Below are 19,152 nucleotides of genomic sequence, written 5' to 3'. Positions count from 1 at the left end.
CTGTGGTTACAGTGAATCCAAAATCAAACTCACGTATGGTTAAACATATATCACGCGGTTTTTTTTCTGTCCTGTTAGTGACCAGTATGGTTGCATGCGGCAGTGATAGTGGTAAGAAATCAGCCGATATAAATTCCGATGCTAATATGAAGCAAGGAACCCCAGAGCAACTCTATAATAATGGTATAGATGCAATTAAAACAAAGCATTACAAACTAGCGACCAAACAGTTTGAAACGCTACAAGAAAATTTCCCATATTCTGGATATGCACCTAATGCACAGTTAATGCAGGGATATGCCTATTATCTACAAAACAAATATCCAGATGCTGTGAAACAGTTAGAAACATTCTTACAGTTACATCCAAACAGCCCAGATGCACCTTATGCATTCTATCTCCGTGCATTATGTTACTATGAACGTATTTCTGACGTAACACGCGATCAACAAAGTACATTAGAAGCGCTTACAGCTTTAAACGATGTTGTCAATCGTTTCCCTGGCACTTCTTATGCTCGTGATGCTCAGTTAAAGATCGATCTTTGTCGTGACCATTTAGCTGGTAAAGAGATGCTTGTAGGTCGTTTTTATGAGCAACAAAAGAATTATGAAGCTGCAATTACCCGTTTCCAACGTGTCATTTTAGATTATCAAACGACAAACCACGTTGCTGAAGCGTTACATCGTTCTGTTGAAGTTTACCTAAAACTTGGCTTGACCGATCAGGCTCGTAAAACAGCATCAATCCTTGGATATAACTATCCAAACAGTGTTTGGTATCGTTATACTTATAATGATTTAAAGAAATATAAATTGACTTCCAATCAAACTGAAAAACCTACAGCGCATAGACCTGGCTTCTTCAGTCGTACATGGAATTCTTTTACGTCTCTTTTCTAGTCAATATTTACTTTTATGCCGTGTATCAGTTTCCTAAATGTTAACACAACTCTCCATACGTAATGTTGTTTTAATAGAAAAACTCGATTTATTCTTTAATCGAGGACTCACTGTTTTTACAGGGGAAACTGGCGCAGGCAAGTCTATCTTATTAGACAGTCTTGGCTTAGCTCTTGGCGAAAGAGCTAGTAGCTCTTTAGTTCGTGTAGGAACCAATCAAGCCACAGTCACAGCTTGCTTTGAAATCCCTCTTTCTCATCCAATATATAAACAACTAGAAGAACAAGGCTTTGAAGCGTCTGATCTAGCAGATGCTGCCTTAGTCATCCGCCGCATTATTGCAGCCGATGGACGTTCGCGCGCTTATATTAACGATCAACCTGTCAGTCTGAGTTTCTTAAAAGAAATTTCACAAAACCTTGTAGAAATGCAAGGGCAACATGAACAAGTTGGCTTAATGGATCCCAGAGGCCATTTATCTATCTTAGATAACTTTGGTGTATCCACAACGCTCTTACAAAAAATAAAATTACTTTATTCTAAATGGATTGAAGCCACAGCCAAACTCTCTGCACTGAAAGCAACCATTGAGGCGACTGCACATGAAGAAGAATGGTTACGAGAATCTGTAGAGGAACTGAAGCAACTCGCGCCTCAAGGAGATGAAGAGTTAGATCTTGTCGAAAAACGCAAAAATTTACAACAAGATGAACGCCGTCAAGAAGCACTAACCTCTGCTTTAACAATCCTTTCCCCACAAGATCGCCGTGCATTTCAACCTGCTCAGGCGCTCTTAAATGCTAGCAAATCATTACAGAAATTACTGCCATCAAGTTTTGATGAGCAAACTGAATTAAGTTCAACTGATCAAGCTGTGCAAGAAGCATTAGAGGCGATCATCCGCTCTGAAGAAGCTTTAGGTGAAGCTGAAAATATTTTAAATCATATCATTAATGATATTCAACTGGATCCACAACTTCTAGATGATATCGAAGAGCGTCTCTTTACACTACGAGCTGCAGGGCGCAAATATGGTGTTAATATCGATGAACTTTCCAGTTTGTTACAAGATTTTGAAACGCGCTTATTAAATCTTGATCTTGGCAATCATCAAATCCAAGAATTAGAACAAGAAGTTGCGACTTGTCGTGCTGCATTCGAAGAGGCTGCAGAAAAATTATCAGCAGATCGACAAAAAATTGCGAAAAAGCTAGAAACCGCAATTACACAAGAGCTAACCCCTTTAAAGCTAGATCGTGCTAAATTCTTTGTATCGATTACGCCTTTATCCTCTGATGCTTGGAACCATACTGGCAAAGATCAAGTGCAATTTTTAATTGCTGCGAACCCTGGCGTTCCTCCTGCTCCTTTAAATAAAGCCGCATCAGGTGGTGAACTCTCTCGTTTACTTTTGGCACTCAAAGTTGTTTTAAGCCAACAATCTACTTTGTCAGCCTTGGTCTTTGATGAAATCGATTCTGGCGTTGGTGGATCAACGGCCACTGCTATTGGGGATCGTTTACATCGCGTGGCTCAAAATTTACAAGTTTTTGTGGTAACACACAGCCCACAAGTTGCAGCGAGTGGGGATACACAATTAAAAATCAGCAAAACTATTGAAAAAGGTGTGACTTTAACCCATACCAAACAATTAAGTGCTGAAGAAAGGCGCGAAGAGATTGCCCGTATGCTGGCGGGAAATCATGTTACCGACGCGGCTCGCGCCGCAGCAGATAGTTTATTACATAGATCAAATTAATGAATTCTTTCCAAACACCATTTTCTACCATTGCCTTCCAAGATCTTACCCTCGACCAAGCCAAAGAGGAACTCTCTACATTATCAGATTATCTCCATCAGTGTGACGATGCTTATTATAACCAAGATAATCCTGTAGCAGATGATGCAACTTATGACCAACTACGTCGCAGGCATAAAGAGATCGAAGCGCATTTTCCAGAACTGATCGAACAAAATAGCCCCAGTCAAACTGTCGGCAGTCAACCTACAAGTGGGCTAAACAAGATCAAACATCGTGTTCCAATGCTTTCTTTGGATAACGTGTTTAATGGTGAAGAGTTCCAAGATTTCATTAATCGTATCCAGCGTTATTTGGATCTTAAACTTCACGATTTAGAGCATTTTACTTTTGTTGCAGAACCTAAAATTGATGGACTTTCTATCAATTTAACCTACGAAAAAGGTATATTAACCCAAGCAAGCACACGTGGTGATGGTACAGTTGGTGAGGATGTGACGGCTAATATCAAAACAATTGCTTCTTTACCTCAACAACTTACGGGTAATGTTCCTGATGTCATGGAGATCCGTGGGGAAGTCTATATCTCAAAAGAAAACTTCCTAAAACTTAACCAAGAACAAGAACAAGCGAATAAACGCATCTTTGCAAATCCACGTAATGCAGCAGCCGGCTCTTTACGACAACTTGACCCAGAAGTCACCCGTGCACGTCCTTTATCCTTATTCGTTTACGCTCAAGGATATTCCAGCCAATCTATCGCTGATACTCATGATCATTTTTTAAAGAAATTAGAAGCTTGGGGATTTGACGTTAATCCCTTATATCAAGTGGTTAAAAATGCTGATGAAGCAGAAAAATTTCAACAGGATTTAATGACCAAACGTTCTGGTTTGCCTTATGATATTGATGGCATTGTTTATAAGGTAAACACCATTGCCCTCCAAAATCGACTTGGATTTATCGGACGCTCCCCTCGTTGGGCCACGGCTTGGAAATTCCCAGCTGAACAAGCCATCACGCGTTTAAAGAAAATTGATATTCAAGTTGGAAGAACAGGTGCTTTAACCCCTGTTGCCTTATTAGAACCCATTAACGTAGGTGGCGTAATCGTTACAAGAGCCACTCTACATAATGAAGATGAAATTATCCGTAAAGATGTACGTGAAAATGATCTCGTTATTTTACAACGTGCAGGCGATGTAATTCCACAAATTGTCGGCGTAGATCCATCAACATTAGAAACACCACGTTCTGAACCTTATCAATTCCCTACACATTGTCCAGTTTGTGGCGCTCATGCTGAAAAGCCTGCAAATGAAGTGGTAAGGCGTTGCACAGGTGGTCTTACTTGTAATGCACAAATTGAAGAACGCTTAATCCATTTCTGCTCTAAAGATGCTTTTGATATTGAAGGAATGGGAAATAAAACCGTTTCTGAATTCTTTCATGAAGGATTAATCCATCAGCCTGCAGATATTTTTCATTTACAAAATCATCAGGAAAAAATCTTACATGCTGAAGGATGGGCAGAACTTTCTCTTAAAAACCTCTTAGCCGCTATTGAGAATAAAAAAACAATTTCTCTGGATCGTTTTATTTATGCGTTAGGTATTCGTCGTATTGGCATTGCCACTGCAAAAGTCCTAGCCAAACATTATACTTCTTATACCAACTGGGGTGAGCAAATGTTGGCAGCACGACAAATCGGATCAGATGAACGACTAACATTAGGTTCTATTGAAGGCATTGGCCCCGCCATTGCGGATGAGTTGGTTGCATTTTTCAGCGAAAGCCATAACCAACAGGCCTTAAAGGATCTGCACGATGTTCTCAACATCCAAGATGTAGAAACCACACAAGAAGGCATTTTGGTTGGAAAAATTCTAGTATTTACTGGCACATTATCTACCATGACCCGATCCGAAGCCAAAGATATTGCTGAACGATTAGGAGCAAAAGTAACAAGTTCTGTCTCTGCAAAAACAGATTATGTTATTGAAGGTGTCGATGGCGGCAGTAAGGCTCGCAAAGCCAAAGAACTCAATATCAAATGTTTAGATGAAAAAGAGTGGCGTGCATTAATCGGGTATCCAGAAATAAACGAAGTATAATGCAAAAACTCAACGATACACATATCCTCCTATTTATAAAATTTATAGGCTTCCTATTTCTTACTCCAATCTTGGGTGGTTTACTAAGCACGTATTTTGTTCAGAATAACCAAAGTGATTATACATACCTGCTTAGCATTTATGGCAGTTATAATGCTTTAATTTTTGTAAATATCTGCTACGCTTTTATTTAATCATTATTATGCCCACTACGTGTGCAATCGCATTTATTCTCAAACGTTTTTTTACTTTTGATTTAAATGGAAATAAAAAAGTTATTGTCAGTATTTTTCTAGGTATAACTTTTTTCATTCTTTCTTTTCTTGTATTTGCATTTCTTTTAGTCGCTTACTGTGGCACTAATAATCCAGAGATAGAGTTGTTCCCTAAAGCAATAGGAAGAAGTTTGGTCTTTATTGTGCCATCAATTCTCAGCATTAAATATTTATATAAACAGCCTAATCTTCACAAAGAAACTAGATCAGAACAACACAAGTCTACATCTAGAGAGCCATTCAAATAAAAAACGCCATATCCTCACGAATATGACGCTTTTTACTAAGTTATGTAATTAAAATTACATAGCAGATTTGAAGATTGCTTCCACTTCTGATTGTGGGCCTTGGCGTGGGTTGGTCACACCACAAGCATCTTTAAGAGCATTTGCTGCCAATGTTGGGATGTCTTCTGCTTTAACTTTAAGTTCTGTTAAGTTTGCAGGAATATTAACATCTTTTGATAATGCACGAATAGCAGCAATACAAGCTTTACCGCCTTCTTCGTCGCTCATCTTATCAACATTAACACCCATTGCTTTTGCCATATCTTTTAGGCGACCAGCACATGTTGGTAAGTTATATTCTTGAACATGAGGTAACAATACAGCGTTACAAACCCCATGAGGAAGACCATAGAAACCACCCAATTGGTGAGCCATCGCATGAACATAGCCAAGAGAAGCATTGTTAAATGCCATACCAGCTAATAATTGTGCATAAGCCATGCTTTCACGAGCAGCCATGTTTTTACCGTCTTTGACAGCAGTACGTAGATTTTCAGAAATCATGGTTGCAGCTTTTAATGCACAAGCATCTGTAATCGGAGATGCCGCAGTTGAAACATAAGCTTCAATAGCATGTGTCAGTGCATCCATACCTGTTGCAGCTGTTAACCCAGGAGGCATCGCAGCCATTAATGCAGGATCATTAACTGACAGAATTGGTGTTACCATTGAGGTTACAATCGCCATTTTAATATGACGAACTTCATCTGTAATAATACAAAAACGAGTGATTTCACTGGCTGTACCAGCTGTGGTATTAATAGATACTAAAGGTAATTGAGGCTTTTTAGGAACATCTAGGCCTTCATAATCTTTGATTTCCCCGCCATTTGATGCAAGAAGAGCAATCCCTTTTGCACAGTCATGTGGAGAACCACCCCCAAGAGAGATAACGAAATCACAGTTATTTGCTTTTAGGATTTTTAAGCCATCATTAACGTTAGATACAGTTGGATTTGGATGTGTTCCATCAAAAATGCTAGTGTTAATGCCAGATTTTGCTAATAAATCAGAAACCTTTTGAGCGACACCAGATTTGTTCATGAACTCATCGGTAACAATTAAACCATGTTTAAAACCATGTCCCAAGATGTGTGGAACTGCATCGTTTAAAGCATTTTCCCCAACAACATTGATTGAAGGAATAAAAAATGTGGTACTCATAGATACTTTCCTTTTATATTTACTATAATCACCATGTGATCATGTAATATATTAAAAGCCTTTTTTCATAAAATAACAAATTCTTTTTATGCTTTAATTTTTATGCCAACTTTGGCTGCTAGCGATTGTCCATATTCAGGGTCAATTTTTACAAAATGAGCCAAAGCACGCTGAAGAATATCTTCTTTAACACCTTGCATAGATGCGGCTAAATTACTGATTAACAATTCTTTTTGCTCTTTATTCATTAGTTTGTAAAGTGCCGCAGGTTGGCTGTAGTAATCCTCATCTGTTCTGTGATCATATTGTCCCGCAGCACCAGATAAATCAGAAGGAAATAATGGCTCTCTTTGATTGGTTTGTTTCGGAGAGTCGGTGTTGCTATTTGGATCATAATTGAGCGATCCGCCACCATTACTATCTAAACGCATAGCCCCATCACGTTGGTGATTTGCATAAGGACATTTCGGTGCGTTGATTGGAAGCAGTTGATAGTTTGTCCCTACACGATAGCGTTGTGCATCAGCATATGCAAAGACGCGCCCTTGTAGCATTTTATCAGGGGATAGGCCCGTTCCAGGAACAACATTGCTTGGTGCGAACGCAGCTTGCTCAACTTCAGCAAAGTAGTTTTCAGGATTACGGTTCAATTCAAAATAACCAACCTCGTGCAGTGGGAATTCTTTTTGAGACCAAACTTTGGTAACGTCAAAAGGATTTTCTTTATAAGTGCGAGCTTGCTCTTCGGTCATAACTTGAATGTAGACATTCCATCGAGGGAATTCTTTTCTTTCAATCGCGTTGAACAAATCTTCAGTTGCATAATCTGGGTTGCTACCCGCTAATTCCCCCGCTTTTGCTGGATCAAGATTTTTAATACCTTGTTGGGTTCTGTAATGCCATTTTACCCATGTTCTAACACCATCCTTATTAATCAAGCTGTAGGTATGACTGCCATAACCATGCATAAATCTAAATCCATCAGGAATACCGCGATCAGAAAATAAGATAGTGACTTGATGTAATGCTTCAGGAGAATGAGACCAGAAATCCCACATCATATTAGCATCTTTAAGATTGCTTTTCGGATCTCTTTTTTGAGTGTGAATAAAATCTGGGAATTTGATTGAATCGCGAATAAAGAATACTGGTGTATTATTCCCGACAATATCCCAATTGCCTTCTTCGGTATAAAATTTCAAGGCAAACCCACGTGGATCACGAGCAGTATCCGCAGAACCTCTTTCCCCACCAACAGTAGAAAAACGTAGAAATACTGGTGTCTGTTTACCAATGGTATCAAAGAGTTTGGCAAAACTATATTTTGAAATATCTTTTGTTACTGTAAATGTACCATGTGCTGCAGCACCTTTAGCATGAACGCGACGCTCTGGAATATTTTCACGGTTAAAATGGGCAAGTTTTTCGACGAGGTTAAAATCATCTAACAATACAGGGCCTCTTGGACCAGCAGTACGTGAATTTTGATTATCTGCAATGGGGGCACCATTAGCACCTGTAAGATTTTTACTCATTGATATGCTCCTTTGGTAATATAATATTGCTTGTAATGATAAATGTTTACAAAGGTTAATCAAACGAAAAAAACAAATATCGATTATCGATTATCGATTATTTCTATATATTATTATCTATAAACAAAACCATTACACTACGATAATTACATATAATAAAAAGTAATATAGCAATATAAATATATTCTTTGAGTTCAAAAAAACGTTAGTTATTTCATTTTTTCGCAACCAAGTGACAAAAGCCCCCTACATATTAATAAAATAATAGTAAATTCAATACCTTAAATTATTTAGTTTTTTGTAGCTTAACATTTCATTATTATAATATTCAAAGATTTAAATTTTAAACTTACTCATTAAAATTTTTCAAAAAATATATCATTTATTGATATTTTTGCTCTAAATATTTTTTAATCACCGCAGCAGTTTTATATTTATAATGAACCTTTTTACCATCAGCCACAGTACCATCGATCCCGGACAAGTTATGATCCTTAGAAATATTTAAATCGATACATAACTTTCCATCTTTGTTTTTAGTATAAGCTATGGTGTCATAACTATTATCATAAATATTAATAGCTGGCATATTCTGTTCCCATTTTTGCATTACAAATACATACTCTTTATTGTGTATTTTACTAAAAAATATAGATGCAATTTTTACACAAGCACCATCTTCATAATACTCATCAATAGTTTCTTTTTTTATTTGATTATTTTTTTGATATTCTAAAATCAATAACGTAGTTGGACATCCTCCTGTTGATATTTCGTCATTGTTTTGTTCAATATATATTTTACCATCTGGATATAAATCTATTTTAAAAGGACCCTGAATAATTTCACTAGATTTGAGTTGCGCGTAAACTTTAATAGTTTGATTTAAACTTAATAAAATAACTAAAATAATGATAATTTTTTCTCTCATTTAGAGACCTAATTAATAAATCTTCCCCACTCAAGCTATTAGAAAATTTGGTAAAAACTAATCGTTTACATATGTAATCTAATGACTAAACAACCTAAATAATATTAAAAGTTTGTTTTATATATCTTTCTTATACAAAACATTCTTCTTTATCAGCATAATTCTATAAATATATCTCCATTAACCCTATAGTCTTTTTGTAAAGTTTTGATTATAAAGGTTACGATGGTTCCTTTAAGAATAATAGGGAATATAGTGCAAATCTATAGCTGCCCCCGCAACTGTAAATAGTTGGTTATTTCTATAATCTCACTGGAGTGCTTTTTCTGGGAAGGGTGAAATAATGTGTATACTATGAAGTCAGGAGACCTGCCATCAGTATTCGTCAACGTGAAAACATTGGGCGGGGTGCCTCAATGCAATAAAAAAGATGCTATTCATGCTTCTTTTTTCTTTTCATAATGACATGAACATTACCGTAAGGCACTATTCATGTTTACCGCTATTAAACATCTCTTTGATGAGAGCTCACCTAATTTAAAGGTGCGCATCATCACCATTTATACAATCTTAGCCATTATTAATATTGGCGCATGGGTCTGGGCATTTATCGCTTTTTATGACAAACCCGCATTACTCGGTGTCTCCTTACTTATTTATGGTCTTGGATTACGACATGCTGTAGATGCTGACCATATTGCCGCTATCGATAACGTGACCCGCAAACTGATGCAAATGAATCAACGACCTGTGACTGTTGGATTTTTCTTTGCCATGGGACATTCTACCGTTGTTTTTATTGCCGCTGGTTTAGTAGCAATTGCTGCAAATACATTAAATAGTTTTGGAGATTTTCAACGCATTTCAGGCATCATTGGCACCTTAGTATCTTCAACATTTTTGCTAATCATTGCCATTATGAATATTTGCATTTTTGTCTCTATCTATAAGACCTATAAACGGGTTAAAGCTGGTGGCAATTATATGGATGAAGATTTAGATCTTTTATTAAATAACCGAGGATTTTTATCTCGCATTTTCCGTCCAATGTTTAAACTGGTCACTAAAGGATGGCACATGTTTCCTTTAGGAGTTTTATTTGGTCTTAGCTTTGATACAGCCACTGAAGTCTCTATGTTTGGGGTCTCTGCCGCGCAAGCAAGCCAAGGAGTGCCTATTAGCTCTATTCTGGTCTTTCCAGTCCTATTTGCTGCGGGGATGTCTTTGGTCGATACATCCGATGGAATTATGATGCTTAAAGCTTATGACTGGGCTTTTGTAAAACCCATGCGTAAATTATTTTATAATATGTCTATTACCCTTGTTTCAATCATGGTCGCCATTTTTATCGGTGGTGTTGAAGCACTCGGACTACTTTCAGACCAACTTCAATTAACAGGCACTTTCTGGAATTGGATTACTGAATTAGGCAATAATTTTAATGATCTTGGTTATGCTATTATTGGATTATTTGCTTTAGCTTGGTTAATTTCTTACGCCATTTATAAACAACAAAATATAGAATAATCAAATATTGAATGATACAGGATAGATATCAATTTATCCTGTATAAAATCATTTATAATTTCAACGACCTTGGCGTATAAAACCACGTTTTTTTCTGTGTTGTCAGCAACTTGCTATATCGACTACCAATTAGAACAAGGGTCTGCATATTCCCCATTGATGCCTTTGCTTCTTTCAGATTTGTAATTTCAATATGCTCATTTTCTCTTGAAATTGCTTGGCAAAATGCAACAGGAATATCCAAAGGAAGTTCTTCTCTTAACAAATCAAAAGCGGTATCAAGCTGCCAAGGGCGTGCTTTAGAAACCGCATTATAAAGCGCAATCACAAAATCGGCCTGTGCTGCCAACCTTAACCGCTTAAGAATAATTTCCCACGGCTTTAAATTATCCGACAATGAAATCGCACAAAAATCATGTCCTAAAGGAGCCCCTAACCGAGAAGCAGCAGCAAACATTGCAGAGATACCGGGTAAAACCGTGACCTCAACTTCTTTAAAGGATGGTTCTCCATACTCAATAGCCTCGAAAACAGCGCTAGCCATTGCAAAAACACCAGCATCCCCAGAGGAAACAACACCCACACGATGACCTTGCTGCGCAAGCATCAGTGCATGGCGTGCACGATCTAATTCTTCACGATTATCCGAAATATGTTTGCAAATCGTATCAGGAGCCTGAACACGTTGAACATAAGGACCATATCCAACTAAATCCGTTAATGTGGGCAATAAATGAGCCACTTCGATCGTTTGTAAATTTTGATCTCCAGGGCCAAGGCCAATGATATATACATGTCCACTCATAAGCATTACGATCCAGCAATAAGAATTAAAGAAAAATACGGAGCTTTAGAGTCCTTAAACTGCGTTAAGGGCATCATTTTTTCTTCGGTTTGAGTACCCCGTTCAATATAGATAGCATTATCCAATAAACCTGCTGATTGTAATGCTTGTTTTACTTTGGATAAATTACGCCCTATTTTCATAATCACAGCCGCATTACAAAGACGAAGTTTGGTAACCAACTGTTCTAAAGGTAAGGTTGCGGGTAAAACGGTAAGCGTTTGTTCATATTTTACAATCGGCAATTGGGCGGCACTCCAACACCCACTCATCGCTGTAATACCAGGGACAATATGAGTTAAATAATTAGGTTGTAATCGCTCTAAAATATACATGGCTGAGCCATATAATAAAGGATCTCCCTCACATAATAACGCAACATCTTGTCCATCTTGTAAATGTTGCTCTATTATCTTTGCCGATTGATCGTAAAACAACGCAAGCGCTTCTTTATATTCATTACTTTGATGCGGAATTTCCGTCGTAATCGGATATTCAAAACGTAATTCTTGATGTTGTGAACTTAGCATATCGTCCGCAATTTTTCTTGCGTGACCCACTTCCCCCTTTTTAGCAAAATACGCATAGACCACAGTTTGTCGTAAAATCCGCTCTGACTTACGTGTCACAAGTTCAGGATCACCTGGCCCCATCCCAAGAATATATAAATGCCCATTCATTTCGTTATATTTCCTGTTTCTGTGCCAAGGCATTAATTGCAGCAACCGCCATTGCACTGCCTCCTTGACGTCCTTTCACAATGAGATAAGGAACCTTACCCCATTCAACCAACGCATCCTTAGATTCAACAGCCCCAACAAATCCTACTGGAACACCAATAATCGCTGCAGGATAAGGAAGTTTATTTTCTTCCAAGAGATTAATTAAATGAAATAATGTTGTTGGCGCATTACCAATCACAACCACTGCACCCTCTAACGCATCCCCCCATAAATGAATGGCGGCTGCCGAACGCGTATTCTGCATTTCTTGGGCAAGTTGTGGTGTATCAGGATGGTTTAACGTGCAAATAATAGCATTATTTTTCGGTAGTCTACGTTTTGTAATCCCATAAGCCACCATCTCTGCATCACAAAAAATTGGTTTACCTTGCTGTAAAGCTTTCTCAGTTGCTTCAATCACATCAGGATGAAAAACAAGTTGTTCCGTGACTTCAATGCGACCACAAGCATGAATAATCCGCACTGCTATGCGTGCTTGATCCTCTGTCAATTTTGATAAATCAGCTTCACGACGAATAGTCGCAAAAGATTGCTTATAAATTGCTTGGCCATCATGAATATAGTCATATAAAGACATCAGCGAGAGCTTTTCTTAATGAAGTGATTGAGAGTCTTTTTGTAGCAAATTGATAATTTCTGTCAATTTTAGATTTTGATACGATGTATCTTGATCTGCTTTTCCATCAAACACAAGATTATATCCTTCTTGCGTTGCACAAAGCGTAACAGCGTTTATTTGAGGCGATGCACAGCCTTTAGCACATCCAGACATATGTAAAATCCTTGTCTGCTTCTTCCAAATTAGAAACAAAGAAACAACATCCTCGATCGTTGCCTGTTGCCCTTGCATACAAAACGGTTTTCCTGGGCATAAAATAATCCGTAATCTTGGATCTTCTGCTGTCACTATAAAATCAGACAAGTCTAATAAAGCCTCTTTAGAACAATGCGGTAAAATAATACTACGCCACGGTGTAAATCGAACAGTCCCATTTCCAAATTGATCCGCAACATCCGCAAGATGAAATAACTGGCTTGCTTTTAACAATCCAAAAGGCACACCAACATGAACGATCGAAGAAGTAGGAAGTTGAACATATCCGATAGGTAGAGAATGATAATGATCGTTGTTTTTATAATCAATCGTTGGATAAGAAATTTGCTGTAAATATAGTTTTGTATTTTCTGGATTTAATAATCTTTTTAATTGATGATTCTTACAAAATTGTGTGATTTCCAAAGCCATTTTAACCAAATCTTGTCGATCACAAATAATAACATTCTCATCATGCCCCAGCTGAATAATCCAACTTTTGTCATAAGCACGAATATTTACATCCGCATACACATTACGTAGCCCATATTCTTCACCTCCATCGATCAAGAAGCTAAATTTTCCTGTTAACGGATGGATCTCTGGACGTGCTTCTAGTGCGTTCTGTAATTCATGCGCAATATGGTAAACATCAGCATTCCGAGAAGGATCAAGATCCCACAAAGGCGCAATCATAATATTGCGTTTTTCCTCCATATTGGCATCATTAGATCCTAAATGTGCCTGAATCACTTTGGGTATCGCAATATCTACATTCTCGCGTGTAAACCCACGCAATTGTAAGTTCCCTTTTTGAGAAAGATTAATATATCCATTTCCATATTGTTCAGAGAGTTCTGCAATAAAGCGTGCTTGATCACTAGTAATCGAAGAAAAAAACGGTTTAATGCGACATAAAAATCCATCTCCCGTTTCCATAGGCTTAAACAGAGAAGGACACCATCCACGACGAATATTGTTCATGCTTTATTCCTCATCCAAGATCATTGCTGCACTGTTTGAACGAGGATGCCACAATCCACGATCACGTGCTTCTTTAAAACGATTTTGCATTGATTTTTTAGCTTCTTTATTGGCTTGCTCTAAAAACTCATTAACCGTTTCATTTCCTAAGGTAGCTTCAAAAACTAAATTAAACTGCTGATCAAAACGATTGGACAAAGTCGCTGCAAACCCAAATAATGCATCAACTGAACGTGCCATTTCAGCAGCACCTCGATAAGAATGATTCATCATAGAACTAATCCACACAGGATTGGCTGCACGTCCACGCGTTATGCGGTTTACTTCCTCAACCAACAATCGAATTTTAGAGGTTTCAGCTTTGGATGTATCCGCATGATATAATGTCGGGCGATTATTAAAAAGTTCAGCTGCAGCTGCAAATCCACCTTCATGTGCAGCATAATCAGGACTGTCTAATAAATCAATTTCTGCATGATCTTGACTATGAAAAAACGCCTGCGTTTCTTTTAAACGTTCAGAAAGTCCTTTTTGATTATATTCACCTGCCTTATCGCGACCATAGGCATAAGCCGAGTTCTTTAACCACAACTCCCCTAACTCTTTTTGATCCTGCCAACTCCCTGTCGCCAAAGGTTGTTCAATCCCTGTTCCATACGTCCCTTGAGCCGTTCCGTAAATACGCGTCAAAACCTGATATTGCTCCTCAGCTGGTGTTATCTGATAAAGGCCTGCCAAAGGATTCCATTCTGCAGGCTCTTCGCGTTTTGCTATTGCCTCAACCGTTTGATCAAAACTGTTAATTTGTGATTCAAACGCATCTCTGAAAAAACCAGAAATCCGCAGCGTTACATCCGCACGAGGACGATCCATCTCTGGCAAAGGAATAATTTCTATGGCATGCACTCTGCCTGATGTTGGATCCCATAAAGGTTTTGCACCCATTAAAATATAAGCCAAAGCAAGATCTTCTCCACCAGTTCTCAGGTTCGTGCTACCCCATAAATCAATCACCAAATGACGTAAATGATCGCCATTTTCTTGCATATATCTTAAAAGCAATTGATCTGCTGCTTTTTGAGCCAATAAATAAGCGGTTTGGGTTGGAATAGATCTAGGATCAACTGTATATAAATTGCGCCCTGTTGGTAAGACGTCTAGCCGTCCACGCGTCGGCGCACCCGCAGGGCCAGGCTCTATAAATTGCCCTGATAATGCGTTTAATAAAGCAGCTTTTTCTTGCTCTGCACAACGATCAAGCTTTTGTTCCAATTCGCCTATTTTATCAGGAGCATAAGCTTTTATATTCTCTAACAGCTGTTGTTTTTTAACGGGAGGCATTCCAAAAATATGCAACCCTTCTCTGATCTGTAAATCTTTGACATCACATAAATACGCATCCAGATGACTTAAAGCAATTTCATCACCAGTTTCTTTACGATTAATTCCTGTTTCAGCCAATAAACCACAAATTTCTGCTTTATCTAAAATCGCACCAACCAAGAGCTGACTGCGTCTGCGATCTAATCCATCTGCCTCTGCATAATCATCAATTAAACGTTCTAACTCTGCCGCTGGTCCACTTAAAACCGCTTTATTCATAGGAGGCGTTAAATGACCAATGGTTACCGCCCCCAATCTTCTTTTTGCACAAGCTGCCTCACCAGGATTATTCACGATAAATGGATAAATCACAGGCAATCCACGCAATAGAACGGCAGGAGCACAATCTTCTGATAAAGCCGTTGCTTTACCTGGCAACCATTCCATTGTGCCATGCGTTCCTAAATGAATCATTGCATCAATCAATTGATAATGGCGTAACCATAAATAGGTCGCAATATATCCATGAGATGGTGGCGTATCAGGATCATGATATAAAGACTTATGATCAATCAACGAAGAACGTTCAGGTTGAATAGCAATCGTAATATGCCCAAGGGTTAAATAACGTAACGTAAAATACCCATCTTGTATTGTTTCATCATCTTCAATCTGAGGCCAGTTTTTTAAAACTATTTCTTGAAAACCAATAGGGAGTTCAGAAAAAAGCTTTTTATATGTTTCTATCCTGAAAGTCTGAGAAGATTTTTTCTGACATAAAATCTGCGTTAATTCAGTCACCGAAGGAATAGATGGAGGAAGATCATAATGCGCTTCTTTTAACCATTGTAAAATATGATACAGGCTGGCAAAACTATCCAACCCAACGGCATGCCCTTCTTGTCCACCAACCCCAGGATAATTCGATAAAAATAACGCTATTTTTTTATCTTTATTTGGTTTTGACGCAAGGTTAGTCCATCCTTTCACACGATCAACAACAAGTGCTATGCCAGCAGGATAAGGATCATAATGAACTTGACCATTTATCTCTTTTTTGAACCCAATGGCCGTCGTTAATAACTTGCCATCCAACTCTGGCAAAACCACTTGCATCGCGAGGTCTGTTTGCGATAAACCACGAAAACTTTTTTCCCATAACTCTTTTGTATTTCCAGGTTGTAAAAGCTGTAAAACAGGCACGTTGCTTTGCTTAAAAATCGAGAATTGTGAATCTTGCTGGATTGAAAAATACGTTGCATTTAAAATGACTTGTGGATTGTTTTTTTGAAAAAAATCCGCAACCCAACAAGAAACCGCAGGATCTTTTAAAGAAGAAACATAAACGCCTTTAATATTAATATTCTTTTCCGAAAGCTGAGAAGCTAATACGGTAATTGGTTCAATATTATCAGCCAACACATGCGTGCGATAAAAGATAATAATAACGGTCGGCTGCCCCTCTTTTTGAGGCAACGCAAAAGGATACTCCCCAACCATTGGTAATGTTTCAGGATCAGCTTGATAGGCTTTTTGTGCTAGATAATGCGTCGTTAATTGCAATATATGCGTAAAATTATCAGCACCACCTTCATAAAAAAAACTTTTATATTGTGCTAAAAGTAAGGAAGGAAGCGTGCAAAGCCTGTCTAAACTGGGATCGTCATATCCCTCACCAGAAAGAACCAGTAAAGGAATATTATGTGCTTTACACGTAGCGACAACTTCCTCTGTGCCATATCGCCAATATTCAATCCCACCCAACAGGCGAAGGAGAACAAATTTTGCTTTTTTTAATGTGTCTTCAATATAAATATCAACGGACATAGGATGACGCAGCCGTTGTAAAGGCACCAATCGAATGGAAGTCTTTTGAAACTCTGGTTTTTCTAAACAATGCGCCATAATATTGAGGTCACTGTTTGAAAAAGATAAAAACAAAATATCCGCGGGCTCGTGTTGCAAATCCTCAGCAGGCGCTTGCTCATCCAAAGTTTTAATTTCACGAACCAGTAAATGCATTAGAGATCTCTTTTAAAATATTTAGTAACACGTTTATAAAAATGTCCAACCTTGGATTGTTTTAAATTGAATATAAGGTTTTATTTTTTCTTCGAGATCTTTAAGATTTTTCTCAAAAATTTCTGCATTTTTCAATGCCTCTTTATAAGGGTTATTTAAATCGAGTATACCATTTGATTTTACGTAAGCTGTATATGAATTAAATAGATCACCTGTTTCTTTTATTGTATTTAAAATTTCATAGATACCATCCTCTTCTTTAAAGAGAAATTTTGATTCTCTACATGATCTTACTAATTCAAACATATATTCTTTTATCTCTTCAGGTTCTTTTGTATAAAATGCACGACAAAAATTTAAGGCAGATATATAAACATTAAAACGCCGTTCATATAAATCAAGCTTTACTTTTGCGCTCGCTATTTTCGCTTGAGAATACCCAACAACAAAAGTAGAACAAGCAACTAAAACAGTCAAAATTGATATGGCATACGTAAAATAACTATTCATTGTCTAAGTTGCTTTGTCTTTAAGTGATTATAAAGTTTTTGCTCAAATCTATTGCAACGCAGCTTGAATCGCCTCTTGATCAATCCCAGTTTCTCCAATAACAATCAACTTACTCTCACGGCTTTCATCTGCACGCCATGCACGATCAAAGTGATAGTTAAATCGTTGACCTACGCCATGAATTTCCAAACGCATCGGTTTATTGGCAATATTCACATAACCTTTTATCCGTAAAATATCATGCGTATTTGCAACTTGAATTAATTTTTGAACAAGCGTTTCTGGATTATCTGCGGTCGGGATCGTTACCACAAAACTGGTAAAATCATCATGTTCATGATCTTCGCCTTCTCCATCATGATGAGACGGACGTGACTGTAAATCATCCTCTGCCTTTGCATTAATTCCTAAAATAATTTCAGGATCAATTTTCCCATTCGCAACTTGAATAATTTTTACGGCTTTAGGAAGTTCTTTTTGAATATCTTTTGTCAGTTGTTCTGCTTGTTCTGATGTGACTAAATCGATTTTATTTAAAATCACTAGATCTGCTGAGCAAAGTTGATCTTCAAAAACTTCATGCAAAGGATTATCATGATCTAAAGATTGATCTGCTGCGCGTTGCTGTGCCACAGCGTCAGGATCATCTGCAAATTGTCCTGCCAATACTGCGGGAGAGTCCACCAAAGTCACAACCCCATCAACCGTCATTCTTGTTTTGATACTGGGCCAATTAAACGCTTTGATTAAAGGTTTTGGCAATGCCAATCCAGAAGTTTCAATAATAATATGCTCTGGTGGATCTTTACGGTCTAGCAAAGCCTCCATCGTTGGTAAAAACTCATCCGCAACCGTGCAGCAAATACAACCATTGGCAAGCTCTACAATATTATCCTCGGTGCATCCTGGAACACCACAATTTTTTAAAATATCCCCATCAATGCCCAAAGAACCAAATTCATTTACAATAATTGCAATTTTTTTATGAGAAGATTGTTCCATTAAAGAGCGAAGAAGTGTGGTTTTCCCTGCACCTAAAAAGCCAGAAATAATAGTCGCTGGAATACGTGTAGATTGCATCGATTGATCCTATGTTCAACAAAAAGGGTAATTGTTAAACAGCTTACTGTGTTTATCCAGATAAGAAAAGAACTGATTATGATGCTATTTTATAACAAAATTATAGTGAAATATTCGCTTTGTATTATGAAGTTTAAAGCCGTTATTTATAACATCAAAAAAGCGAATAAATCACCATATTGTTCACACTGACATTCTTTAGATTCAATAGTTCATTAAATGATTTGATTAAATTTATTCAAAATAAATAAATTCTGAAGAATTAAAGTAAAACTTTCACAGACGAGCTCAAGAAAAAAACTAGTTAGTGTGACGCGTTTGTTGATTTATATAAATCA

General features: G+C 37.6%; 14 protein-coding genes and 1 riboswitch. Of the genes, 4 read left to right on the top strand and 10 right to left on the bottom strand.

The window, feature by feature from the left end; translation table 11 throughout:
• Positions 1–35 precede the first annotated feature (35 nt).
• From CIN_RS00445 to ligA, 3 genes are read left to right on the top strand one after another with little or no spacing between them, the layout of a single operon-like run.
• Complete coding sequence (locus tag CIN_RS00445) at positions 36–902, top strand: outer membrane protein assembly factor BamD (protein WP_083813327.1); 867 nt, start codon at positions 36–38, stop codon at positions 900–902.
• Positions 903–939: 37 nt separating this feature from the next.
• Positions 940–2,661, top strand: a complete 1,722-nt coding sequence (gene recN, locus CIN_RS00440) for a DNA repair protein RecN (RefSeq protein ID WP_008853077.1) — start codon at positions 940–942, stop codon at positions 2,659–2,661.
• Positions 2,661–4,775 (top strand): NAD-dependent DNA ligase LigA, encoded by a 2,115-nt coding sequence (gene ligA, locus CIN_RS00435; RefSeq protein ID WP_008853076.1) that lies wholly within the window; start codon positions 2,661–2,663, stop codon positions 4,773–4,775. Before recN ends, ligA begins: the two co-directional genes overlap by 1 nt.
• 577 nt (positions 4,776–5,352) lie before the next feature.
• On the opposite strand, the gene yiaY is transcribed toward ligA, so the two are convergent.
• The 3 genes from yiaY to CIN_RS00415 form a co-directional block, all read right to left on the bottom strand.
• Positions 5,353–6,501, bottom strand: a complete 1,149-nt coding sequence (gene yiaY, locus CIN_RS00425) for an L-threonine dehydrogenase (RefSeq protein WP_008853075.1) — start codon at positions 6,499–6,501, stop codon at positions 5,353–5,355.
• An 86-nt stretch (positions 6,502–6,587) separates the two neighbouring features.
• Complete coding sequence (locus CIN_RS00420; protein ID WP_008853074.1) at positions 6,588–8,036, bottom strand: catalase; 1,449 nt, start codon at positions 8,034–8,036, stop codon at positions 6,588–6,590.
• A gap of 382 nt (positions 8,037–8,418) precedes the next feature.
• Positions 8,419–8,967 (bottom strand): hypothetical protein, encoded by a 549-nt coding sequence (locus CIN_RS00415; protein WP_008853073.1) that lies wholly within the window; start codon positions 8,965–8,967, stop codon positions 8,419–8,421.
• 209 nt (positions 8,968–9,176) lie between these two features.
• A riboswitch (cobalamin riboswitch) is annotated at positions 9,177–9,358 on the top strand.
• Between the two features lie 101 nt (positions 9,359–9,459).
• On the opposite strand from CIN_RS00415, the gene CIN_RS00410 reads away from it, so the two are divergent.
• Positions 9,460–10,494, top strand: coding sequence for a HoxN/HupN/NixA family nickel/cobalt transporter (locus CIN_RS00410; RefSeq protein WP_040363632.1), 1,035 nt, complete (start codon positions 9,460–9,462; stop codon positions 10,492–10,494).
• A gap of 52 nt (positions 10,495–10,546) precedes the next feature.
• Here CIN_RS00410 and cobJ read toward each other — a convergent pair whose 3' ends face one another.
• Genes cobJ through cobW form a run of 7 tightly spaced genes read right to left on the bottom strand, consistent with a single transcriptional unit; the run spans position 10,547 to position 18,814 of the window.
• Positions 10,547–11,299, bottom strand: coding sequence for a precorrin-3B C(17)-methyltransferase (cobJ, locus tag CIN_RS00405; protein WP_008853070.1), 753 nt, complete (start codon positions 11,297–11,299; stop codon positions 10,547–10,549).
• A 5-nt stretch (positions 11,300–11,304) separates the two neighbouring features.
• Complete coding sequence (locus CIN_RS00400; protein ID WP_008853069.1) at positions 11,305–12,018, bottom strand: precorrin-2 C(20)-methyltransferase; 714 nt, start codon at positions 12,016–12,018, stop codon at positions 11,305–11,307.
• A 4-nt stretch (positions 12,019–12,022) separates the two neighbouring features.
• Positions 12,023–12,658 carry a precorrin-8X methylmutase gene (locus CIN_RS00395; protein WP_008853068.1) on the bottom strand — a complete coding sequence of 212 codons (636 nt, stop codon included), beginning with the start codon at positions 12,656–12,658 and terminating at the stop codon, positions 12,023–12,025.
• Positions 12,659–12,673: 15 nt separating this feature from the next.
• Positions 12,674–13,879 carry a precorrin-3B synthase gene (cobG, locus tag CIN_RS00390; RefSeq protein WP_008853067.1) on the bottom strand — a complete coding sequence of 402 codons (1,206 nt, stop codon included), beginning with the start codon at positions 13,877–13,879 and terminating at the stop codon, positions 12,674–12,676.
• A 3-nt stretch (positions 13,880–13,882) separates the two neighbouring features.
• Positions 13,883–17,224, bottom strand: coding sequence for a cobaltochelatase subunit CobN (cobN, locus tag CIN_RS00385; protein ID WP_008853066.1), 3,342 nt, complete (start codon positions 17,222–17,224; stop codon positions 13,883–13,885).
• Between the two features lie 33 nt (positions 17,225–17,257).
• Positions 17,258–17,734: a hypothetical protein gene (locus tag CIN_RS00380; protein WP_040363631.1), complete on the bottom strand. Its 477-nt coding sequence runs from the start codon at positions 17,732–17,734 to the stop codon at positions 17,258–17,260.
• Between the two features lie 48 nt (positions 17,735–17,782).
• A complete protein-coding gene (gene cobW, locus CIN_RS00375) occupies positions 17,783–18,814 on the bottom strand; it encodes a cobalamin biosynthesis protein CobW (protein WP_008853064.1) in 1,032 nt (343 codons plus the stop codon).
• Between the last annotated feature and the right edge of the window lie 338 nt (positions 18,815–19,152).

The sequence above is a fragment of the Commensalibacter intestini A911 genome (genome assembly GCF_000231445.1).
Lineage (GTDB): Bacteria > Pseudomonadota > Alphaproteobacteria > Acetobacterales > Acetobacteraceae > Commensalibacter > Commensalibacter intestini.
The sequence above is the reverse complement of the archived record's forward strand: the minus strand, read 5'-3'. Positions and strand labels throughout refer to the sequence as shown.

Coding starts and splice junctions, on each gene's coding strand:
- cobJ (WP_008853070.1), bottom strand. CDS start 11,299: ATGAGTGGACATGTATATATCATTGGCCTTGGCCCTGGAGATCAAAAT.
- CIN_RS00420 (WP_008853074.1), bottom strand. CDS start 8,036: ATGAGTAAAAATCTTACAGGTGCTAATGGTGCCCCCATTGCAGATAAT.
- yiaY (WP_008853075.1), bottom strand. CDS start 6,501: ATGAGTACCACATTTTTTATTCCTTCAATCAATGTTGTTGGGGAAAAT.
- cobN (WP_008853066.1), bottom strand. CDS start 17,224: ATGCATTTACTGGTTCGTGAAATTAAAACTTTGGATGAGCAAGCGCCT.
- CIN_RS00415 (WP_008853073.1), bottom strand. CDS start 8,967: ATGAGAGAAAAAATTATCATTATTTTAGTTATTTTATTAAGTTTAAAT.
- cobW (WP_008853064.1), bottom strand. CDS start 18,814: ATGCAATCTACACGTATTCCAGCGACTATTATTTCTGGCTTTTTAGGT.
- CIN_RS00410 (WP_040363632.1), top strand. CDS start 9,460: ATGTTTACCGCTATTAAACATCTCTTTGATGAGAGCTCACCTAATTTA.
- CIN_RS00380 (WP_040363631.1), bottom strand. CDS start 17,734: ATGAATAGTTATTTTACGTATGCCATATCAATTTTGACTGTTTTAGTT.
- cobG (WP_008853067.1), bottom strand. CDS start 13,879: ATGAACAATATTCGTCGTGGATGGTGTCCTTCTCTGTTTAAGCCTATG.
- CIN_RS00445 (WP_083813327.1), top strand. CDS start 36: ATGGTTAAACATATATCACGCGGTTTTTTTTCTGTCCTGTTAGTGACC.
- ligA (WP_008853076.1), top strand. CDS start 2,661: ATGAATTCTTTCCAAACACCATTTTCTACCATTGCCTTCCAAGATCTT.
- CIN_RS00400 (WP_008853069.1), bottom strand. CDS start 12,018: ATGAATGGGCATTTATATATTCTTGGGATGGGGCCAGGTGATCCTGAA.
- recN (WP_008853077.1), top strand. CDS start 940: ATGTTAACACAACTCTCCATACGTAATGTTGTTTTAATAGAAAAACTC.
- CIN_RS00395 (WP_008853068.1), bottom strand. CDS start 12,658: ATGTCTTTATATGACTATATTCATGATGGCCAAGCAATTTATAAGCAA.